The 19811-nt window shown below is 63.7% G+C and carries 16 protein-coding genes and 1 tRNA gene; 6 read left to right on the plus strand and 11 right to left on the minus strand.

Features of this window, described 5'->3' with window-relative positions; all coding sequences use genetic code 11:
* Position 1 precedes the first annotated feature (1 nt).
* A complete protein-coding gene (pheT, locus tag EP237_RS07025) occupies positions 2-2422 on the minus strand; it encodes a phenylalanine--tRNA ligase subunit beta (RefSeq protein ID WP_127559530.1) in 2421 nt (806 codons plus the stop codon).
* 147 nt (positions 2423-2569) lie between these two features.
* Between pheT and EP237_RS07030 the strand changes: the two genes are divergently transcribed.
* Positions 2570-3205 (plus strand): META domain-containing protein, encoded by a 636-nt coding sequence (locus EP237_RS07030; RefSeq protein ID WP_127559532.1) that lies wholly within the window; start codon positions 2570-2572, stop codon positions 3203-3205.
* Here the strand turns inward: EP237_RS07030 and EP237_RS07035 are convergent.
* The 6 genes from EP237_RS07035 to EP237_RS07060 all read right to left on the minus strand — a co-directional run bounded on the left by EP237_RS07035 (position 3202) and on the right by EP237_RS07060 (position 7609).
* Complete coding sequence (locus EP237_RS07035; protein ID WP_127559534.1) at positions 3202-3954, minus strand: type 1 glutamine amidotransferase; 753 nt, start codon at positions 3952-3954, stop codon at positions 3202-3204. The genes EP237_RS07030 and EP237_RS07035 overlap by 4 nt on opposite strands.
* Before the next feature lie 7 nt (positions 3955-3961).
* The gene (locus EP237_RS07040) at positions 3962-4363 is read right to left on the minus strand and encodes a hypothetical protein (protein ID WP_127559536.1); all 402 of its coding nucleotides are present in this window, start codon (positions 4361-4363) and stop codon (positions 3962-3964) included.
* A gap of 541 nt (positions 4364-4904) precedes the next feature.
* On the minus strand, positions 4905-5258 hold the full coding sequence (locus tag EP237_RS07045) for a DUF2513 domain-containing protein (RefSeq protein ID WP_127559538.1): 354 nt from the start codon (positions 5256-5258) through the stop codon (positions 4905-4907).
* A 4-nt stretch (positions 5259-5262) separates the two neighbouring features.
* Positions 5263-6327, minus strand: a complete 1065-nt coding sequence (gene pheS / locus EP237_RS07050) for a phenylalanine--tRNA ligase subunit alpha (protein ID WP_127559540.1) — start codon at positions 6325-6327, stop codon at positions 5263-5265.
* Between the two features lie 72 nt (positions 6328-6399).
* Positions 6400-6597 (minus strand): hypothetical protein, encoded by a 198-nt coding sequence (locus tag EP237_RS07055; RefSeq protein WP_127559542.1) that lies wholly within the window; start codon positions 6595-6597, stop codon positions 6400-6402.
* Positions 6581-7609, minus strand: coding sequence for a hypothetical protein (locus EP237_RS07060; RefSeq protein ID WP_127559545.1), 1029 nt, complete (start codon positions 7607-7609; stop codon positions 6581-6583). The genes EP237_RS07055 and EP237_RS07060 overlap by 17 nt, the downstream gene beginning before the upstream one ends.
* Positions 7610-7769: 160 nt before the next feature.
* Between EP237_RS07060 and EP237_RS07065 the strand changes: the two genes are divergently transcribed.
* A complete protein-coding gene (locus tag EP237_RS07065) occupies positions 7770-8681 on the plus strand; it encodes a helix-turn-helix transcriptional regulator (protein ID WP_127559547.1) in 912 nt (303 codons plus the stop codon).
* Positions 8682-8684: 3 nt separating this feature from the next.
* On the opposite strand, the gene EP237_RS07070 is transcribed toward EP237_RS07065, so the two are convergent.
* The 3 genes from EP237_RS07070 to EP237_RS07080 all read right to left on the minus strand — a co-directional run bounded on the left by EP237_RS07070 (position 8685) and on the right by EP237_RS07080 (position 10585).
* Positions 8685-9971, minus strand: a complete 1287-nt coding sequence (locus tag EP237_RS07070) for an MFS transporter (protein WP_127559549.1) — start codon at positions 9969-9971, stop codon at positions 8685-8687.
* 94 nt (positions 9972-10065) lie between these two features.
* Positions 10066-10416, minus strand: coding sequence for a hypothetical protein (locus EP237_RS07075; RefSeq protein WP_164744645.1), 351 nt, complete (start codon positions 10414-10416; stop codon positions 10066-10068).
* An 82-nt stretch (positions 10417-10498) separates the two neighbouring features.
* A tRNA-Leu gene (locus EP237_RS07080) sits at positions 10499-10585 on the minus strand.
* A 179-nt stretch (positions 10586-10764) separates the two neighbouring features.
* Between EP237_RS07080 and EP237_RS07085 the strand changes: the two genes are divergently transcribed.
* Complete coding sequence (locus EP237_RS07085; RefSeq protein ID WP_127559553.1) at positions 10765-11751, plus strand: complex I NDUFA9 subunit family protein; 987 nt, start codon at positions 10765-10767, stop codon at positions 11749-11751.
* On the opposite strand, the gene EP237_RS07090 is transcribed toward EP237_RS07085, so the two are convergent.
* A complete protein-coding gene (locus EP237_RS07090; protein ID WP_127559556.1) occupies positions 11748-12551 on the minus strand; it encodes an undecaprenyl-diphosphate phosphatase in 804 nt (267 codons plus the stop codon). The two genes, EP237_RS07085 and EP237_RS07090, sit on opposite strands and share 4 nt — an antisense overlap.
* Before the next feature lie 232 nt (positions 12552-12783).
* On the opposite strand from EP237_RS07090, the gene EP237_RS07095 reads away from it, so the two are divergent.
* The 3 genes from EP237_RS07095 to gltB all read left to right on the plus strand — a co-directional run bounded on the left by EP237_RS07095 (position 12784) and on the right by gltB (position 19673).
* The gene (locus EP237_RS07095; RefSeq protein ID WP_127559558.1) at positions 12784-14217 is read left to right on the plus strand and encodes an NAD(P)-dependent oxidoreductase; all 1434 of its coding nucleotides are present in this window, start codon (positions 12784-12786) and stop codon (positions 14215-14217) included.
* Between the two features lie 127 nt (positions 14218-14344).
* Complete coding sequence (locus EP237_RS07100; protein WP_127559560.1) at positions 14345-15070, plus strand: hypothetical protein; 726 nt, start codon at positions 14345-14347, stop codon at positions 15068-15070.
* A 64-nt stretch (positions 15071-15134) separates the two neighbouring features.
* Positions 15135-19673, plus strand: coding sequence for a glutamate synthase large subunit (gene gltB / locus EP237_RS07105; protein ID WP_127559563.1), 4539 nt, complete (start codon positions 15135-15137; stop codon positions 19671-19673).
* Positions 19674-19811 lie beyond the last annotated feature (138 nt).

Below are 19811 nucleotides of genomic sequence, written 5' to 3' on the forward strand. Positions count from 1 at the left end.
GTCAGCCCCGCAGCACCCCGCCCGTGGCTTTCGCAACCTTCTCGACGATCTTCGCGCCAACGGCCTCGATCTCTTCTTCGGTCAGCGTCTTGTCACGCGGCTGCAGCCTAACGCTCAACGCGACGGATTTCTTGCCCGCCCCCATCTGCGCCTCGGCCCTCTCGCCTGTGAACTCGTCGAAAATGCGCACATCCTCGATCAGCTTCTTGTCAGCCCCCGCCGCGGCGTTGGCGAGGTTCACCGCCTCTACGCCCGCATCCACCACGAAGGCGAAATCGCGCTCCACCGCCTGCAGATCAGCCATGTCGAGCGCACCACGGCTCGCTCCCGCGCTACGCGGCATGGGAATCTCCTCGGGGAAGAGGGTAAAGGCCATCGCCGGTCCCTTCACATCCATCTCCGCCAGCACCTTGGGATGCAGCTCTCCGAACACGCCAAGCGTCTTCTTCGGGCCAAGGCAAATGCGCCCGTGACGACCCGGATGCCACCAGCCATCGCCATCGCGCAGGATCTGCACCTTGGCAGGCGCGCCCATGGCAGCCAGCACCGCCTCCACATCCGCTTTCACGTCGAAGAGATCGACAGGGCGGCGGGACCCGTGCGGATCGCGCGGGCCGCTCTGGCCGATCAGCAGCCCGGCCACCTGCAGATGCTGTTCCGTGGGCTCGCCCCCATGGAAGGCCGCACCGACCTCGAAGAGCGCCAGGTCCATGAACCCGCGCGCCTGGTTGCGGGCAGCGGCTTGCAGAAGGCCCGGCAGCAACGCAGGGCGCATATGGCTCATTTCGCTGGAAATCGGGTTCTCCAGCATCACGTCATCCGTACCGCCGCCAAAGAGCGCCGCCGAGGCCTTGTCGATGAAACTGTAGGTCACGCATTCGTTGTAGCCAAGCGCCGCCACGGTGCGCCGCGCCGCGCGTTCGCGCTGCTGCATCGGCGTCAGCACGGCCTTTGGCACGCCGGGCTTGGGGCGGCGCAGCGGTTGCGGTTCCAGCTTGGTCAGCGAGGCGATCCGCGCGACCTCTTCCACCAGATCCGCCTCGCCCTGAACGTCACGCCGCCAGGACGGCACCCAGACTTCAAGCACGTCACCGGACCCGGTGGCCGAGAAGCCGAGCGCGGTCAGGATGCGCGCCTGTTCCTCTTTCGGGATCTCCATGCCCACAAGGCTGATCACCCGCGCGGTATCGAGCTTGTAGCTGCGCGCGGTGTTCAGAGCGGCCCCAGCCTCGACCACCTCCGACGCCTCGCCGCCGCAGAGATCGAGGATCATCTGCGTCGCCGCTTCCAGCCCCGGCAGGGTGTAGTCCGGGTCCACGCCGCGTTCGAACCGGTAGCGCGCGTCGGAGTGGATCTTCAGATCGCGGCCCGTATAGGCGGTGCGGATCGGATCCCAATAGGCGCTTTCGAGGAAGACGTTGACCGTTTCCTCGGTGCAGCCGGTCGGATCGCCGCCCATGATGCCCGCGATGCTTTCCACCGCTTCATCATCGGAAATGGCGATCTGGCCCGGCTGGAACGTGTATTCCTTGTCGTCCAGAGCGACAAGCGTCTCACCACCCTGGGCCTTGTGCACCCGCAGATTACCCTTGACCTTGTCGGCGTCGAAAACGTGCAGCGGGCGGTTCTGGTCATAGGTGAAGAAGTTGGTGACATCGACCAGCGCCGAGATGGGCCGCAGACCAATGGCGCGCAGCCGGTCCTGCAACCACTGGGGCGAGGGGCCGTTCTTGACGCCCTTGATCAGGCGGCCGGTGAAATGAGGGCAATCGTCCAGCGTGTCGGCGTCGATGCTGACCCCAATCGGGCACGGAAACTGGCCCGGTACGGTCACGTCGTCAAGCGGCTTCAGCGTGCCAAGGCCGCGCGCGGCCAGGTCGCGGGCCACGCCGCGCACGCCAAGCGCGTCCTGCCGGTTCGGCGTAATCGCGATCTCGATCACCGGATCGACCTTGGACGGATCATTCGCCGCCAGCCAGTCGACGAAGCGGTCGCCCACCTCGCCCGAGGGCAGCTCGATGATGCCGTCATGCTCGTCCGACAGCTCCAGCTCCCGCTCGGATGCCATCATCCCGTAGCTCTCGATCCCGCGGATCTTGCCGACGCCAATCGTGATGTCGAGACCGGGAATATAGCTGCCCGGCTTGGCCAGAACCACGGTGATCCCGGCCCGCGCATTGGGGGCGCCACAGATGATCTGCATCTCGCCTTCGTCGGTCTCCACCTTGCACACGCGCAGCCGGTCGGCCTCCGGGTGTTTCTCGGCATGGGTGACCTTGGCGAGGGTAAATTCCTTGAGACGCGAGGCGCGATCTTCGACCCCTTCGACCTCCAGCCCGATGTCGTTCAGCACTTCGCAGATCTCATCGAGCGAGGCGGTGGTGTCCAGGTGGTCCTTCAACCAGGAGAGGGTGAATTTCATCGTGTTCGTCCCTTGCGTCTATCCCGCCCGCGCTTAGCGCAGTTGCAGACGGAATGGAAGCGGCGGGCGCAGATTGAACCCTTTGCCACGCTCAGCCGACCCACAAGCGATGATGCGGGGGTTGCACCCCAACTGAAAGGAGCTTTCATGCGCCCCCTTACGTTCCGTGCCGCCGCTTTGGCGGCCCTTCTCGCTGCGCCCGCTGCCCATGCGGACATGGTGATCATTCAGCAGGGCCATTTCCCCGGCCCCTCCGCCTTTGCGCATCCCATGCCACAAGGGTCAGCCTTCGGCATGGCCGAGGCGTTCATCCGTGAGATGGCGGCAGAGCGCTTCCCGCAGGCGGCCCTCCTTGGCCATCCTCTGCCCGATCACCCGCTGGCACCGCCGGTTCTGGTCGAAGATACGACGTCCGATCCGATCCCCTTCGCGGGGGAATGGAGCCTGACCGAGATCATGGATGACCAAAGCACGCCCCTGGCCTTCGATCCCGAGCTTCTGGCATCGACCGAGTTCAATGTCGATCAGGACGGATCGTTCACCGCCTATGCCGGGTGCAACCGCATGTTCGGCGAAATCACCATGATGGACGGCACCATTGCCTCGGCTGAATATGGCATGACCTTCATGGCCTGCCTTAGCCCGGCCGGAGATCTGGAAAACGCCTTCATGCGCGTATTGGACAGTGCCTCGCTGGTCGCAACCGGCCATGACATGCTGGTGCTGCTGGACGGTGAAGGCGACAAGCTGGCCGAGTTTGCGTTGCGGGTTGACGCCCCCTAAGCGGACAGGCTGTTGAACCAGTTCCGGATCTCGGTCACCCGCTGATCCGGCTGCAAGTCACCGGGCGCGGCCCCCAATCGGCGGGCCGCGCCCGCATCCGTTTCGGCCAGTCGCAGATCATCACGCAGCGATTGAGGATACCCGCCGATTTCGTCGAGAATGTCCGCCATTGCAGCGAGCGTGATTTCCGGGTGGTATTGCACCCCCCAGAAGCGGATGTTCCCGTTGTCATAGGCAAAGGCCTGCACCGGCGAATGAGCATTTCCAGCCAACAGAACCGCGCCCTTTGGCAAGCGTGTGACTTCATCCCGGTGGATGCACGGGACCGTGAAACCGGTCTGCCGGCCCTTCAGAAAGGGATGCACCCGTCCGGCCTCAGTCAGCTGCACCTCCCTTGCTAGCCCGTCTTCACGCCCATTGGGGGAAGGTGCGGAGATGCCGCCCAGAAGGCAGGCCGCCAGTTGCATTCCGTTGCACGACCCATAGGCGGGAATGCCTTCGTCGAACACCTGCTCCATCGCCGCTCGAAGCGGCGCGGCCTCGGGCGCGTCCACGCCCCAGCTGACCGCCGAACCGGTAAAGATCGCCCCGTCCACCGCCTGCAAGTCGGAGCGGGTGACGGGTGCCTCATAGGGGGACACGATCCTGATATCTGTTGTGTCATCAATGGCTTGGAGAACCATGACGAACTCCGATGCCACTTGCGGATAGCCTGCAGGGTTCGATTCGACGATCAGGATCGTAGTCATTCTGCCCCTACTGAAGGTCTGCGCGGATCGAGTAGCTGAGCGGGTAGTCGCAATCGCCCATTGTCACGGTGAATCCGGTCGGAAATGTCGGCCGGTCAAAGCTGACAATAGCGCGGCCCCAGTCGAGGCTGGCGAGGCCTCCGGGGCGGGCCATGGCGGCGTCGCATTCCAGCGGGCCCTGGCCGATGAAATAGCCGTGATGGACGCCGCGTTCGGTGGAGTTTCCGGCCAGACCGGGGATCACCAGTTCGGCGGCAGACCCGTCGACATTGGTAAAGCTGAGGATCGCGGAGCCGAATGCGTCCTCCTGGTAGATGATTGGTCCTGTTGGAGAATTCCACGCCTCATCGGCAAGGGCCGGGGTGGCGAGGGCGAGGGCGAGACAGGCGGGGGCTATGGCTTTGAACATGAGATGGCTCCAAATATGAGATGAGAGAGCCTAGCCGGGGAAACCCGATCCGCATAGCTCTGAAATCACGAAAACGGCCTGTCACCCCCCGTGCACCCCCCGTACACCCCCTGTACACCCCCCGTACAGACGGATCGCCGGATTGCGGGGCCGGAAAACTGGAACCGGGGGCGCGGTCCGCCCGCAAATGGCAGCAGGGAAAACCGCCCGTCAGGAAGAGCGGTCCGGTCGGTGCCGGGCGCGGGACAAGAGGTTTCGAAACCTCTTGCCAAGGGCCTTCGAAGGCCCTTTCCCCGCGCGGGAGGAGATCGGTCACGAGGGATCGGGCGCCGCGCATCGCCGGGCCGCGGTGCGGCGATCCCAGGGTCGTGTGGGGCGCTTTATGGTGCCGCATCCGTGCGAAGGGTGAGGGGGGCGCAGGTGGCAGCCAAATCGCCGTGCCGGGGGGCGGCCCGGCGATGCGCGGCGGCCTTACGGCCTTTGTTCCGCGCGGGGGCCACATTTCAGGAACTGAGAGAACGACTGAGCTATTTCTCGGCGGTTACAGCTCGATCCCCGTTCTTTCAGAAATCTGCTTTTTTGTGAATCCAACAGCCAACGCCTTGAGCACTTCAAGAGTGACAGATCCACCTGTCTGCGCGACGGCGTCACTTGTCTTCTTCCAAATGCCCGCATCCCGAACAGCATCGAGATAGTCGTGTCCAGCATTCGTGAGGCGATAAGTACCGCTAGCTACAGGCGTTACGAATCCTGCATCGCAAAGAATCTTCAGGTGGCCCAAACGTCTTCGATCTTCTGCTGTCATGCCGTCAGTAGAAGATGCCAAGATCAACCAATCATCTTGTGCTTCAAACTCAAACAGAAGTTGGCGCAACAATTCCTGGTCCCGCTTCACCCACTCACACCCCCGAATGCACCGCCGGTACGTCGAGCGCGCTGAACCCGTAGTGCCTCAGCCACCGTAGATCGCTATCGAAGAACGCGCGCAGATCCGGGATGCCGTATTTCAGCATGGCGATCCGGTCGATGCCCATCCCAAACGCAAAGCCCTGCCACTGGTCCGGATCGACCCCGGCGGAGCGCAGCACATGGGGGTGGACCATGCCCGACCCCAGCACCTCCAGCCAGTCGTCGCCCTCGCCCACCTTCACGGTGCCGCCTTCCCAGGAACACTGGATGTCGACCTCTGCCGAGGGTTCGGTGAAGGGGAAGTGGGACGCGCGGAAGCGGGTGCGCACCTTGGCGCCGAAATAGGCCGAGAAGAATTCCTCCAGCACCCATTTCAGGTTCGCCATGGAGATGTCCTTGTCGATGGCCAGCCCCTCGACCTGGTGGAACATCGGCGTATGGGTCTGGTCATAATCGGCGCGGTAGACGCGGCCCGGCGCGATCACGCGGCAGGGGGTGCCGTGCTGTTCCATGTAGCGGATCTGCACCGGCGAGGTGTGGGTGCGCAGCACGTGGGGCGGGCGATTGTCGCCCTCCTTGCGGTGCGTATAGAACGTGTCCATCTCGGCCCGGGCGGGGTGATGACCGGGGATGTTCAGCGCGTCGAAATTGTACCAGTCGGTTTCGATCTGCGGGCCTTCCGCGACGGCGAAGCCCATATCGGCGAAGATCGCGGTGACCTCTTCGGTGACCTGGCTGACCGGGTGGATGGTGCCCTGACGGCGGTGGCGGGCGGGCAGCGTCACGTCGAGCCATTCGCCGCGCAGCCGTTCTTCCAGCGCGGCATCGCCAAGTGCGGCCTTGCGCGCGGCCAATGCCGAATTGACCTCGTTCTTGAGCGCATTGAGCGCCGGGCCCGCGACCTGGCGCTGCTCGGGCGTCATCTTGCCCAACTCGCGCATCTGCAGGCTGATCTCGCCCTTCTTGCCAAGGGCCTGCACGCGCAGATCCTCAAGACCGGCCTCATCGGCCACGTCAGCGATGGCTTTCAGGTATTTTTCGCGCAGATCGTCCATGGGCTTGCCTCTTGTCGTGTTGGCAAGACTGCTAGCCAGCGCAGGCCCGGAATGCAAGCGGCGAGCTTTGGATCAGTCCGACGAGATGGCCCAGGTGGTGGAGCTGAACAGCAACAGGAATATGGGCAGATCATAGCTCACGGTCGGGGTCGCGCAGTTGCCGTACTCGTCCCGGTCGTAGCAGTCACAGCCTGTCAGCAGCAGGGCGGCCGCGGCCACGGCGATAAGCGCGATGCGCCGACGGGGCGCGGTGTCAGAATTGGAAGGCATAGCCGATCGCTCCTGTCAGGCTGTCGCCGGAAAAGGCGGGGTTGTTGGCGCTGACGTCGTGGTAGGTGACGGTCGCGGTGATGCTGCCGGTGTCGCTCAGGCGGTAGATCAGCCGGCCGGTGAGTGTGGTGATGGTCTGGTCCGTGCGCCCGCCCGCCACCAGATCGGTGAAGCCCATGCCGGTGTCGCGGTCGGATATGCTGGCATCGAGCGCCCCAAAGAGGTTTGCCGCCAGCGGGCCACTGATCCCGGCGCTGAGGCGGAGCCCGTCATAGGACCAGTCCGAGCCATTGGCATCGTTGTGTTCCAGCGCGATCCCTGCGCGGAAGGCCACCCCGCCGGGTGCGGTCTGGTAGACAAGGCCGAGCCCCGCCTCGGTGTAGTCGGCATCGCGGTCGCGGGTGGGCTGAGGGAAGACGACACTGAAATCATTGTTCTGATAGAGCAGGTGCCCGTCCACACGCAGCTGAGGTGACGCCTGATAGCGTGCATCCAGACGCAGTTGGTGGCTGGTCAGCCCAAGAGCCTCGACATCGGCATCGCTTTCATGGCGGAAGGTGTAGCTTGGCAGGATCTCCAGCCGGCCACCGGCCCCGCCGGGGCGGATACGGGCAAAGACCGTGGCCGAGACCGCCGCGTTGGAATAGGCGCTCGGGTCGTCCGTACCGGGGGGCATTCCAGCGGGCTGCTCACCGAAATAACGAGTTGCGCTGAGCCCGCCGATCACCCCGAACGACAGCGTGCCGCTGCCGGGCCACTCGTAGGCCGCACCGATGCTCAGGGTGGCGAAAGAGGCGGCCTGTTCGCCGCCCGGGGGAAAGAACAGGGACTGATCGGCCACGAAGAGCACGTTGTCGTTGAAACCATAGCTCAGGCTTGCCTGCCCCACGAGTTGCCCCATCGGCAAAGCGTCGGGCGGCGCGACGGTGGGAACCGTTTCGTTCGCCGAAGCCATACCGGCACAGCAGAGCGCGCACCCCAGCGCAGCCGCCGGGAAAGATGATCTTATCATGGTTCTGTCCCCCAACACGGGATTCGCCCCGCGCCATCGTTTCTTGCAGACGACCCGAGAGTATCGCGCGACGGCAGGCGTCTCTATGGGCCGAAAGGGGGGGAAAAACACGGTCACGCACCTGCAACATTGCCTTTTCACGCGAACTGCGCTTGGCTTGGTGACCTATTGGGTTTGGGTGGGGCAAGCCATGGATGTCACGCTGCGCAACCTGCGCGAGGGGTACCGGTTGCTGGACGCCTGCCTGCGGTTTGGCGGCGATCCGACCGGCTGGCGGCAGAGCCTGGCCGAAGGGCTGCGCGACCTTTTCGGCGGGATCAATGCCCATTGCGGCGAATATGCGTACATCCACGATCCGGTGCGGGCGGGGGTGCTGGATTTCGTCGCCACGGATTGGCCGACACCTGAACAGGCGCGCAGTTTTGCCCGATACCAGGTCTCTGGAAAACACGTCCATGATCCGTTGTTCGCGGCAATCCGGGCACGGCGGAAGCAGTTTCTGGTAACCTCGATCACTGATCTCATGCCGCCCGAGGAGTATTTCCGCGGGGCCTTCTATCGCGACAACATGGCCGACGCCGGGATCGGGGACTTCCTGATCGCCATTGCTCCGATCTGCGGAGGAAAAGGTCCCCCGCGCTCGGTCATGCATGTCTGCGTCCGCGGGCGCGAGGACCCGTTTTTCACGCCAGAGGACCGGAAACTGATGCGACTGCTGACACTCGGCCTGGCACCGCTCGTCGGTACACGGCTGGCGGACAGCCAGTCGCCGGTACACGGCCTGACAACGCGCCAGCGCGAAGCTCTGGCACATCTGCTGACCGGCGCGGGGATGGCCGAGGCGGCGCGGGCCATGGGGGTCAGCCAGGGCACGTTCAAGAAATACGCCGCCGCTCTTTATGCCCTCTTCGGAACACGGGGGCGGGCCGAACTACAGGCCCGCTTCGCCAATTCCGATGGCATCCGGCTGGCTGGCGTGGCGGCCAACCCGATCCGGGGCCGCATTCGCCGCGCGAGGCCGCCAATGGCGCAACCCTGGGACTCGCCCGATCACCTGCTGCGCGGGGAATGACACCTAGGGCAGATCGTTTTCCGACTCGTCCCCGGCAGGGGCTGTAAGCAGCTCGGCCTCATCCTCGCCTTCCTGGAGCGCGGCGGTTTCTGGGGTGGCGATGCGGGCGGGCATGCTGGCGTGAAAATCGCCCTTGTCGGCCTCGGCCACGGCGGCGCGGCGGCTGATCCGCCAGATCGTGAAGACGATCATTACCACATGCGCGGCGATTGTGGTCATGAACAGGCCGCGCGGGCCGAACGGGTCCATGATCTGGCCCGCGATCAGCGGCCCGACGATGGCGCCGATGCCATAGACCATCAAAAGCCCGCCCGAGACCTGGATGGAGGTGCCCGGCGGCGCGTGGTCATTGGCATGAGCCACGATGATCGGATACATCGCGAAGATGGCCGCGCCAAAGACGCTGGCCAGCACAAGGTTCAGGATCTGGCCCTCGGGTTGCAGCGCCGTGAAGGTGACGTCAGCGGCCAGCGCCAGCATCGCGGTCACCACCAGCACCTTGCGCCGGTCCATCCGGTCCGAGAAGATCCCGAAGGGGATCTGCGCCACCGCCCCCGCCAGGATGGGCAGGCTGGCAAAAAGCGCAATCGACGACAGGTCCAGCCCCACCCTATCGGCATAGACGGCGGACAATGTGCCAAAGGCGCTGTTGGAGATCCCCACGAGGAACACCGCCACCACCGCGACGGGCGAGTTGTTCCACAGCACCCGCAGATCAAGCCGGACCGTGGTCAGCGGCACCGGGCTTTGCGTGGTGGAGATCGCCGTGGGGATCAGCGCGAGGCTGTAGACCATCGCGCCAAGCGCGAAGAACAGAAAGCCGCTGGCGTCGCCAAGCGCAATGACCATCTGGCCTGCGGTGCTGGCGGCGAGATTGACCATGGAATAGATCGCGAAGATGCGGCCACGGGTCGAGGGTTCGGCCCGGTCGTTGAGCCAGCTTTCCACGATCATCGCCGCCCCGGCGAAGCTGAACCCCGACACCGCGCGGGTCGGGATCCAGGCCCAGGCCTCGACCACCAGCGCCTGGCTGAGAATCGCGACCGACGCGCAGGCGCACATGACGCCGAAGGTGCGGATATGGCCGACCGAGGCCACCAGCCTCGGGATGTAGAGACAGCCAAGCACATAGCCTATGGCCCAACCGGTGCCGAGAAAGCCAAGCGCGGCGGCCGAGAAGCCTTCCTCGGACCCGCGCACGGGCAGGATCAGGCTGTTGATGCCGCCTGCGAACAGCAGCAGGGCTGAGCCGAGAAGAAGGGCACTGATGGGAACGAGCTGACGATACATGGAGTCAGACTAGGGCCATTCGGGATTGGGGGAAAGACCGGGACCATGAGCGGCATGACGGGGGTGACGCCAGGCATTTCCGATGGACAGCCGCTCACCGTGTCCGTGGATCGCGGCTGTCCACTTGGATGGATTGAGGGATTCCTTGCGTGAAACCAGTACGATAGCCGAAAGACAGAAGCGGTTGCCCCCCGACGAGGGACAAGACCATGTCCTGTTGAAGCGATAGCGCGGCGGTCAAGCGCCGGAGATGTTTGTTGATCGGATGTGAACCGGCGATGATCTCGACACCACCGCCGACCGGCAGGGCTGCGCGCATGCGAATGGCAATTACGGCAAGCGGAACGATGACTTGGAGGCGGTTCGCAAACCGGTTGACGCCCTGGGCCATGGCGCGCGCGATTTGGCGAAGGCGCTGGAAATGCCCGAGACCGGGCTGCATCATCGACTATCCGGGCGAGCAGGGGAATCGGGGAATTCGGGGCTTTGACGAAACGGTCTTAAATCAATCAGCGGTGTTGATTTAATGGTGCCCAGGAGAGGACTCGAACCTCCACGACCTTGCGGTCACTGGCACCTGAAGCCAGCGCGTCTACCAATTCCGCCACCTGGGCAGGTGTCGTGACGGGGCAGATATCGCCACTGTCGGGGACTGTCAACGGGCCTCGATGCAAAAAAATGATTTCTTCCCGGGCGGGCGGTTCTGCCGCCCCTTGCCGGGACGATTTGCGCCTTGTCCTGCAAGGTTTGCGCGCGTATCACGGGCGCTAACTCGAGACCGGAGGGACTAGGCATGTCGAAACTCGTGACCATCTTTGGCGGGTCTGGATTCGTGGGCCGCTACATCGCGCGCCGCATGGCCAAGGAAGGCTGGCGCGTGCGCGTTGCTGTGCGCCGCCCGAACGAAGCGATTTTCGTGCGCCCCTATGGTGCCGTCGGCCAGGTCGAACCGATCCTTGCCAATATCCGCGACGATGCATCCGTCGCCGCCGCGATTGCAGGGGCCGATGCTGTGGTGAACTGCGTGGGTGTTCTGACCGAACGCGGCAAGAACGGGTTCGAGGCCGTCCAGACCGAGGGTGCCGCGCGGATTGCGCGGTTGGCGGCTGAGGCCGGTGTTGGCCAGCTGGTGCACCTGTCAGCGATTGGCGCGAACGCCGAGTCCGACAGCGACTATGCCCGCAGCAAGGCCGAGGGAGAGGCCGCCGTGCAGGCGCATTTCCCCGGTGCCGTGATCCTGCGCCCCTCCGTGATCTTCGGAACCGAGGACGAGTTCTTCAACCGCTTCGCCAAGATGACCAAGCTCGGGCCTGTTCTGCCGCTGGTCGGTGGCAATTCGCGGTTCCAGCCGGTCTATGTCGATGACGTGGCGAAGGCGGCTGTGGCCGGGGTGCTGGGTCAGGCCGAGGCCGGGATCTACGAACTTGGTGGTCCCGATGTGGAAACCCTGCATGACCTGATGGTCAAGATGCTGGGTGTGATCCGCCGCCGCCGCCTGATCGTGAATCTGCCCTTCTGGGTCGGCTCGGTCATGGCCTTTGGCTTTGGCGCCATGCAGGCGCTGACCGTGGGGCTGATCCATAACGGTGTTCTGACCCGCGATCAGGTGCGCCAGCTGCGCCGGGATAACGTGGTGTCTGACGGGGCCAAGGGCTTTGCCGATCTGGGGATAGACCCCACGGATATGGACGCGGTTCTGGCCGAATACCTGTGGGTCTATCGCCCCGGTGGCCAGTATTCCGCCCTTCAGGACAGCGCCCGCAACCTGCGCAACACCTAAGTGTAGGCGATCACCAGCAGGATCACCCCAAGGATCACCCTATAGATCACATATGGGGTGAAACTGACGCTGCGCAGCAGCCGCATCATGAAGGTCAGCGCCGCGAGGGCTGCGACGAAGGCCATGGCGGCGGCGATGGCGCCGTTCCTTGCGGCCTCTGCGTCTGCCGTGGCAATGACCTCCGCCCCGAGCAGCACGCCAGAGGCCAGGATCGTCGGGATCGACATCAGCATCGACAGACGGGCCGCGTCGTGGCGTTCAAAGCCCAGATACCGTGCCGCGGTGATAGTGATGCCCGACCGGGAGGTGCCGGGGATCAGCGCGATCGCCTGCCACAGCCCCATGATCAGCGCGTGCTTCAGGTTCCAATCCCGCGCTTCAAGCGTCTCAGCGCCGTTCTGATCTGCCCAATAGAGCACAATGCCAAAGATCAGCATGGTCCAGCCGATCACGGTCATCGACCGCAGCGAGTCGTCCAGTCCGGTCAGTTTCAGCGCCAGCCCGAAGAGGATGACCGGGATCGTCGCGAGGATCAGGCCGAGGGCCAGACGAGACTCTGCGCTGCCGTTGCGACCCGTTACCAGATGACCTGTTCCGATGATGGCTGCCCGCACATCGCGCCAGAAATAGAGCACCACAGCGCCGAGTGTTCCGACGTGAACGGCGACGTCGATCACCTGTCCCTGATCGGCCATGCCGGTGAGTTGAGGCAGGAGAATCAGGTGCCCGGAAGAGGAGATCGGCAGGAACTCGGTCAGTCCCTGGATCACGGCAACGATAAATAAATGGAAGAGTGTCATAGTCGGGGTCCATCAACCTGCGGATTGGAGATCGTGTAAGAGTTTGAAAATAAGGCAGATACTGAATTATGAGTCAGCAAGTATGACATATTTGCGTGATGCAATGCTTGCAGGTGGCCGCGCACGGCGCTTTTTTCTGGATAATAGGTCAGCATTGCTGTCTTTTCATGTCCTGAGAGCAGAGTTATAGGGACTTTCCTAGCTGATCCCAAAGGAACCGGAAAGGCACGCCATGGCTGTTGAGAAGATGCTGAAATTCGTGACCGTGGGCAAGTCCATGCCCGAAAAGCGCTCCGCGACAGAGCGCGCGCATGATTTCAATGAAATCTACGGCGAATACGTGGCCGCCAAGGCCGAGGAACAGGCCAGCCGCTGCAGCCAGTGTGGCGTGCCCTATTGCCAGTCCCATTGCCCGCTGCACAACAACATCCCCGACTGGCTGCGCCTGACCGCGACGGGCCGGTTGCAGGAAGCCTATGAGATCAGCCAGGCGACCAACACTTTCCCCGAGATTTGCGGCCGCATCTGCCCGCAAGACCGTCTGTGCGAAGGCAACTGCGTGATCGAGCAGTCGGGCCACGGCACCGTGACCATCGGCTCGGTCGAGAAATACATCACCGATACCGCGTGGGAACAGGGTTGGGTCAAGCCGATCAGCCCCTCTCAGGAACGTCCCGAAAGCGTGGGCATCATCGGCGCGGGCCCGGGTGGCCTTGCCGCCGCCGACATGCTGCGCCGCGCCGGACTGCAGGTCACAGTCTATGACCGCTATGACCGCGCGGGCGGGCTGCTGACCTATGGCATCCCCGGCTTCAAGCTGGAAAAAGACGTGGTCATGCGCCGCAACCAGCAGCTGGAGGCGGGCGGCATCACCTTTGTAATGAACTGCACCGTAGGCGACGACATCAGCTTTGCCGAGATCCGCGAGAAGCATGATTTCGTGGTCATCGCCACCGGAGTCTACAAGACCCGCGATCTGGCCGGCCCCGGATCGGGTGCCGCCGGGATCGTCAATGCGATTGACTACCTGACCGCCTCGAACCGCCTGAGCTTCGGCGACAGCGTGCCGGAATTCGAGTCGGGCGAGTTGAACGCAGAAGGCAAGAAGGTCGTCGTAATCGGCGGCGGCGATACCGCGATGGACTGTGTGCGCACCGCGATCCGGCAGGGCGCCGAAAGCGTGAAGTGCCTCTATCGCCGTGACCGCGCCAATATGCCCGGCTCTCAGCGAGAAGTGCAGAATGCCGAGGAAGAGGGCGTCGAGTTTGTCTGGCTGACCGCGCCCAAGGGCTTCGCCGGGGATCCTGTGACCGGCGTCATGGTGCAGCAGATGCGCCTTGGCCAGCCCGACGCATCCGGGCGCCGCAGCCCCGAAGTGGTGGACGGCGCTGACTATGTGGAAGAGGCCGATCTGGTGATCAAGGCGCTCGGGTTCGAGCCGGAAGCTCTGCCTGCGCTTTGGAACACGCCCGAGCTGGACGTGACCCGTTGGGGCACCGTCAAGGCGGACTTCCGCACCCATGAAACCAATCTGCCGGGCGTCTATGCTGTGGGCGATATCCAGCGCGGGGCGAGCCTTGTGGTCTGGGCCATTCGGGACGGGCGCGAGGCGGCAGAGGACATCCTGTCGAAACTCGCCGCAAGCACGGGTGTCGCGGCGGAATAGGCCGAAAACAGGGGGGTGCCACCCGTACACCCCCTGTACACCCCCCATGCACCCCCTGTGCAGACAGGATACGGAATTTGAAGACATACGGCTCGGGGCCGAACGGAATTAGGGAAGGACTGCTGACATGGTATGCTTGATCAATCGTTACCTCCTCACCACCGCGTTTACCGTTTCGGTCGCTGTGGGCACGAGCGTTCTGGCACCCACCCCGGTCCACGCACAACAGGGCCCGACAGTGACGCCGCCGCCCGGTTGCACCGCCTTTCTGACGACCCAATCGCGCGGCTGCGTGGTGTCCCATAACTGGACCTGCGAGGGCGACCCCGAAGGCACCCATTGGCGGCTGTCGATGGATGAGGACGGGCCGTTCTACCTGTCCTTCACCGATGCCGAGTTCCGCTGGCTGCTGTCCTATGAACTGCGCAGCGGCGCGCAGAACACGCTGATCGAGCCAGAGGACGATCCGGCCTCGATCACCGATCTTTTTGCGACCGGCACCGATTCCATGTCCTTCTCGACCATCCACGAAACCGGGTCGGGTCAGCGCATTCAGCGCGACTATACCGGATTCGACCGGCTGACCGGCGAAACGGTGGAAATCGACGGTCGTATTCTGAACCGCACCCAGTTTTCCTATGAATACGATCTGGGCGAAGGCCCCCGCCGCGTCGAGGGCGGCCAGTTCGTCAGCGAAGACTGGCGGATGTTCTTCGGCGGAGTCGAGGTGACGACCCTGCCCAATGGCGAACAGAGAGAAAGCGACAGTTCCCCCATGGAGTTCGCCGAACCGGGCGAGCCCGGATTCCTGAGCGCGACGCCGCTCTATGATTGCGGGGACATGATGTCATGACCACCCGCGCACAGCAGATGATTGGACGGGCCGCGACCCGATCCCCCGTAGAAGGAGAGCCTCAATGACCAAATACGATGCATCTTGGGTCGCCGCCGAAGAGGCCAAGCGCAAGTGGATGGCCGAGAACGGCATGTATATCGAGGAGGAGGAGCATTCCTCCTGCGGGGTTGGCCTTGTCGTGTCGCTGGATGGGAAACCGACCCGTCAGGTGGTCGAGGCAGGGATCACCGCGCTGAAGGCGATCTGGCACCGGGGCGCGGTCGATGCAGACGGCAAGACCGGCGATGGCGCAGGCATCCATGTGCAGATCCCGGCCTCGTTCTTCTATGACCAGATCCGCCGCACGGGCCATGAACCGGATATGGATGCGCTGATGGCGGTCGGTCAGGTCTTCCTGCCGCGCAGCGATTTCGGGGCGCAGGAAACCTGCCGGACCATCGTGGAAAGCGAAGTATTGCGGATGGGGTATTACATCTATGGCTGGCGTCATGTGCCGGTGGATGTGACCTGTCTGGGAGAAAAGGCCAACGCGACGCGGCCGGAGATCGAACAGATTCTGATTTCGAATTCCAAGGGTGTGGATGAGGAAACGTTTGAGCGCGAGCTTTACGTCATCCGCCGCCGGATCGAGAAGGCGGCGTCTGCCGCCGGGATCAACGGGCTCTACCTGTGTTCGCTGTCCTGCCGGTCGATCATCTACAAGGGCATGATGCTGGCCGAGCAGGTCAGCGAGTTTTATCCCGACCTTCAAGATGACCGGTTCGAAAGCGCCTTTGCCATCTATCACCAGCGCTATTCCACCAACACCTTTCCGCAATGGTGGCTGGCGCAGCCCTTCCGCATGCTGGCCCATAACGGCGAGATCAACACGCTGAAGGGCAACCTGAACTGGATGAAGAGCCACGAGATCCGCATGGCGTCGTCCTATTTCGGGGAGCTTGCCGAGGATATCAAACCGATCGTGGCGGGCGGGTCGTCGGACTCGGCGGCGCTCGATTCCGTCTTCGAAGTGCTGGTCCGCGCGGGCCGCAACGCGCCGATGGCCAAGACGATGCTGGTGCCAGAGGCCTGGTCCAAGACTTCGACCGAACTGCCCGAGGCGTGGCGCGATATGTATGCCTATTGCAACAGCGTGATGGAGCCCTGGGACGGCCCCGCAGCGCTGGCCATGACCGATGGCCGTTGGGTCTGCGCCGGGCTCGACCGGAACGGGCTGCGCCCGATGCGCTATGTGGTAACCGGTGAGGGTCTGCTGATCGCGGGTTCCGAGGCCGGGATGGTGCCGGTAAACGAGGCCGGGCTGGTCGAGAAAGGCGCGCTTGGGCCGGGGCAGATGATTGCCGTCGATATGGCAGAGGCAAAGCTCTACCACGACACCGAGATGAAAGATGCGCTGGCCGCCAGCCGTCCCTTCGGGGACTGGGTGGAAAAGGTCGTGGACCTTGGCGAGCAGACCGAGGGTCTGACGGAATCGGCGGCGTTCAGCGGCGGTGAGTTGCGTCAGCGCCAGATCGCGGCGGGCTACAGCATCGAAGAGCTGGAACAGATCCTTGCGCCAATGGCCGAGGATGGGAAGGAAACGCTGGCCTCGATGGGCGATGACACGCCCTCTGCCGTGCTGTCAAAGCAGTACCGGCCGCTGAGCCACTTCTTCCGCCAGAACTTCAGCCAGGTGACGAACCCGCCGATTGACAGCTTGCGCGAATACCGGGTGATGAGCCTGAAGACCCGCTTCGGCAACCTCAAGAACGTGCTGGACGAGGATAGCAGCCAGACCGAGATTCTGGTTCTGGAAAGCCCCTTCGTGACAAATGCCCAGTTCGAGGAGTTGTTGACCCAGTTCGGCGACAGCGTGGTGAATATCGACTGCACCTTCCCCGCCGGTGGCGGGCAGGGCCTGCTGCGTGAGGAACTGGCGCGGATCCGGCGCGAGGCGGAAGATGCCGTGCGCTCTGGCGCGGGCCATCTGGTGCTGACCGACCGGGGCCAGAGCGAAAACCGCATCGCCATGCCGATGATTCTGGCGACCAGCGCCGTTCATAGCTGGCTGACCAAGCAGGGGCTGCGCACCTTCTGTTCGATCAATGTGCGCTCGGCGGAATGTATCGACCCGCATTACTTCGCCGTTCTGATCGGCGCGGGTGCCACCACCGTGAACGCCTATCTGGCGCAGGACAGTCTGGCCGATCGGATCGACCGGGGGTTGCTGGATTGCAGCCTGACCGAAGCCATGGCGCGTTATCGCAATGCGATCGATCAGGGCCTGCTGAAGATCATGGCGAAGATGGGTATCTCGGTGATCTCCTCCTATCGCGGTGGCCTGAACTTCGAGGCCGTGGGCCTTTCCCGCGCCATGGTGGCGGAATACTTCCCCGGCATGATTTCCCGCATTTCGGGGATCGGGGTCAGCGGGTTGCAGCGCAAGGCCGAGGAAGTGCACGCCAAGGGCTGGCTGTCGCAGACCGACATTCTGCCCATTGGCGGCTTCTACAAGGCGCGCCGGTCGGGCGAGAAGCACGCCTGGGAAGCGCAGACGATGCACATGATGCAGATGGCCTGCAACACCGCGTCCTACGAGATGTGGAAGCAGTATTCGGCCAAGATGAAGGCGAACCCGCCCATTCATCTGCGCGACCTTCTGGACATCAAGCCGCTTGGCAAGGCGATCCCGATTGAAGAGGTGGAAAGCATCACCTCGATCCGCAAGCGCTTCGTCACGCCGGGCATGTCCCTGGGCGCGCTGTCGCCCGAGGCGCACAAGACGCTGAACGTGGCGATGAACCGGATCGGCGCGAAGTCGGATTCCGGTGAAGGCGGCGAAGATCCGGCGCATTTCGTGCCGGAGCCCAATGGTGACAACCCGTCTGCCAAGATCAAGCAGGTTGCCTCGGGCCGCTTCGGCGTGACCGCCGAATACCTCAACCACTGCGAGGAACTGGAGATCAAGGTCGCGCAGGGTGCCAAGCCCGGCGAGGGTGGCCAGCTGCCCGGCATGAAGGTCACCGACCTGATTGCGCGGCTGCGCCATTCGACCAAGGGCGTGACCCTGATCAGCCCGCCGCCGCACCACGATATCTATTCCATCGAGGACCTGGCGCAGCTGATCTATGACCTCAAGCAGATCAACCCGCGCTGCAAGGTGACGGTGAAGCTGGTGGCCTCCTCGGGCGTTGGCACCATTGCCGCCGGTGTGGCCAAGGCCAAGGCCGATGTGATCCTGATCTCGGGTCATAACGGCGGCACCGGCGCATCGCCTGCCACCTCGATCAAGTTCGCGGGTCTGCCCTGGGAAATGGGTCTGACCGAGGCGCATCAGGTGCTGGCGATGAACAACCTGCGGGGCCGCGTGACGCTGCGCACCGACGGGGGCCTGCGCACCGGCCGCGATATCGTCATGGCGGCGATGATGGGGGCCGAGGAATACGGCATCGGCACCGCTGCGCTGATTGCCATGGGATGCATCATGGTGCGCCAGTGCCAATCGAACACCTGCCCGGTCGGCGTCTGCACGCAGGACGAAAGCCTGCGCGCCAAGTTCACCGGCAATGCCGACAAGGTGGTGAACCTGATCACCTTCTACGCGCAGGAAGTGCGGGAATTGCTGGCCAGCATCGGCGCGCGGTCGCTGGATGAGGTCATCGGTCGGGCCGATCTGCTGAGCCAGGTCAGCCGTGGGTCCGCCCATCTGGACGATCTTGACCTGAACCCGCTGCTGATCACCGTCGATGGGTCGCAGAACATCGTCTATGACCGGCACAAGCCGCGCAACGCGGTGCCCGACACGCTGGACGCGCAGATCGTCAAGGATGCGCATCGCTTCCTTGAGGATGGCGAGAAAATGCAGCTGTCTTACGCGGTACAGAACACTCTGCGGACCATCGGTACGCGGACGTCGAGCCATATCGTCAAGAATTTCGGGATGCGCAACGCGTTGCAGCCCGACCATCTGACGGTGAAGCTGGAAGGGTCTGCCGGGCAGTCTCTCGGGGCCTTTGCGGCGCCGGGGCTGAAGCTGGAAGTGTCGGGCGATGCCAATGACTATGTGGGCAAGGGCCTGTCTGGGGGCACCATTGTTGTGCGGCCCGCTCAGGTCAGCCCGCTGAAGGCGGATGAGAACGTGATCATCGGCAACACGGTGCTCTATGGCGCAACCGACGGCTACCTGTTCGCCGCGGGCCGGGCTGGCGAACGGTTCGGGGTGCGGAACTCTGGCGCGAAGGTGGTGATCGAGGGCTGCGGGTCCAACGGCTGTGAATACATGACCGGTGGAGTTGCGGTGATCCTCGGGTCCATCGGGGCCAATTTCGGGGCCGGGATGACAGGTGGAATGGCCTATCTCTATGACCCCGAGGGCGCGGCGATGACCAATATGAACCTGGAAACGCTGGTGACCTGCCCGGTCACGGTGGATCACTGGGAGGATCAGCTGCACGGCCTGGTGGCGCGCCATGCGGCTGAGACCGGATCGCGCAAGGCGTCGGATATCCTGCAGCACTGGGAGGAGGAGAAGGCGAACTTCCTTCAGGTCTGCCCGAAAGAGATGCTGAACAAGATCTCCCATCCCCTTGGGATCGAGGAAAAGGCCGTTCCGGCGGAGTGACCAGACGTCCGGCCAATGGCCGGACAGTCCCCAACCTTGACCAGAGTTTCCCGTCCGCCCCCCATGCGGGGGTCGGACGGCATTGGTGGTGCGCCGCACGCGCAGGCACAATTTGTCCAATCTGGAATTTCCACCGCG

Source organism: Nioella ostreopsis (assembly GCF_004000255.1).
GTDB lineage: Bacteria > Pseudomonadota > Alphaproteobacteria > Rhodobacterales > Rhodobacteraceae > Nioella > Nioella ostreopsis.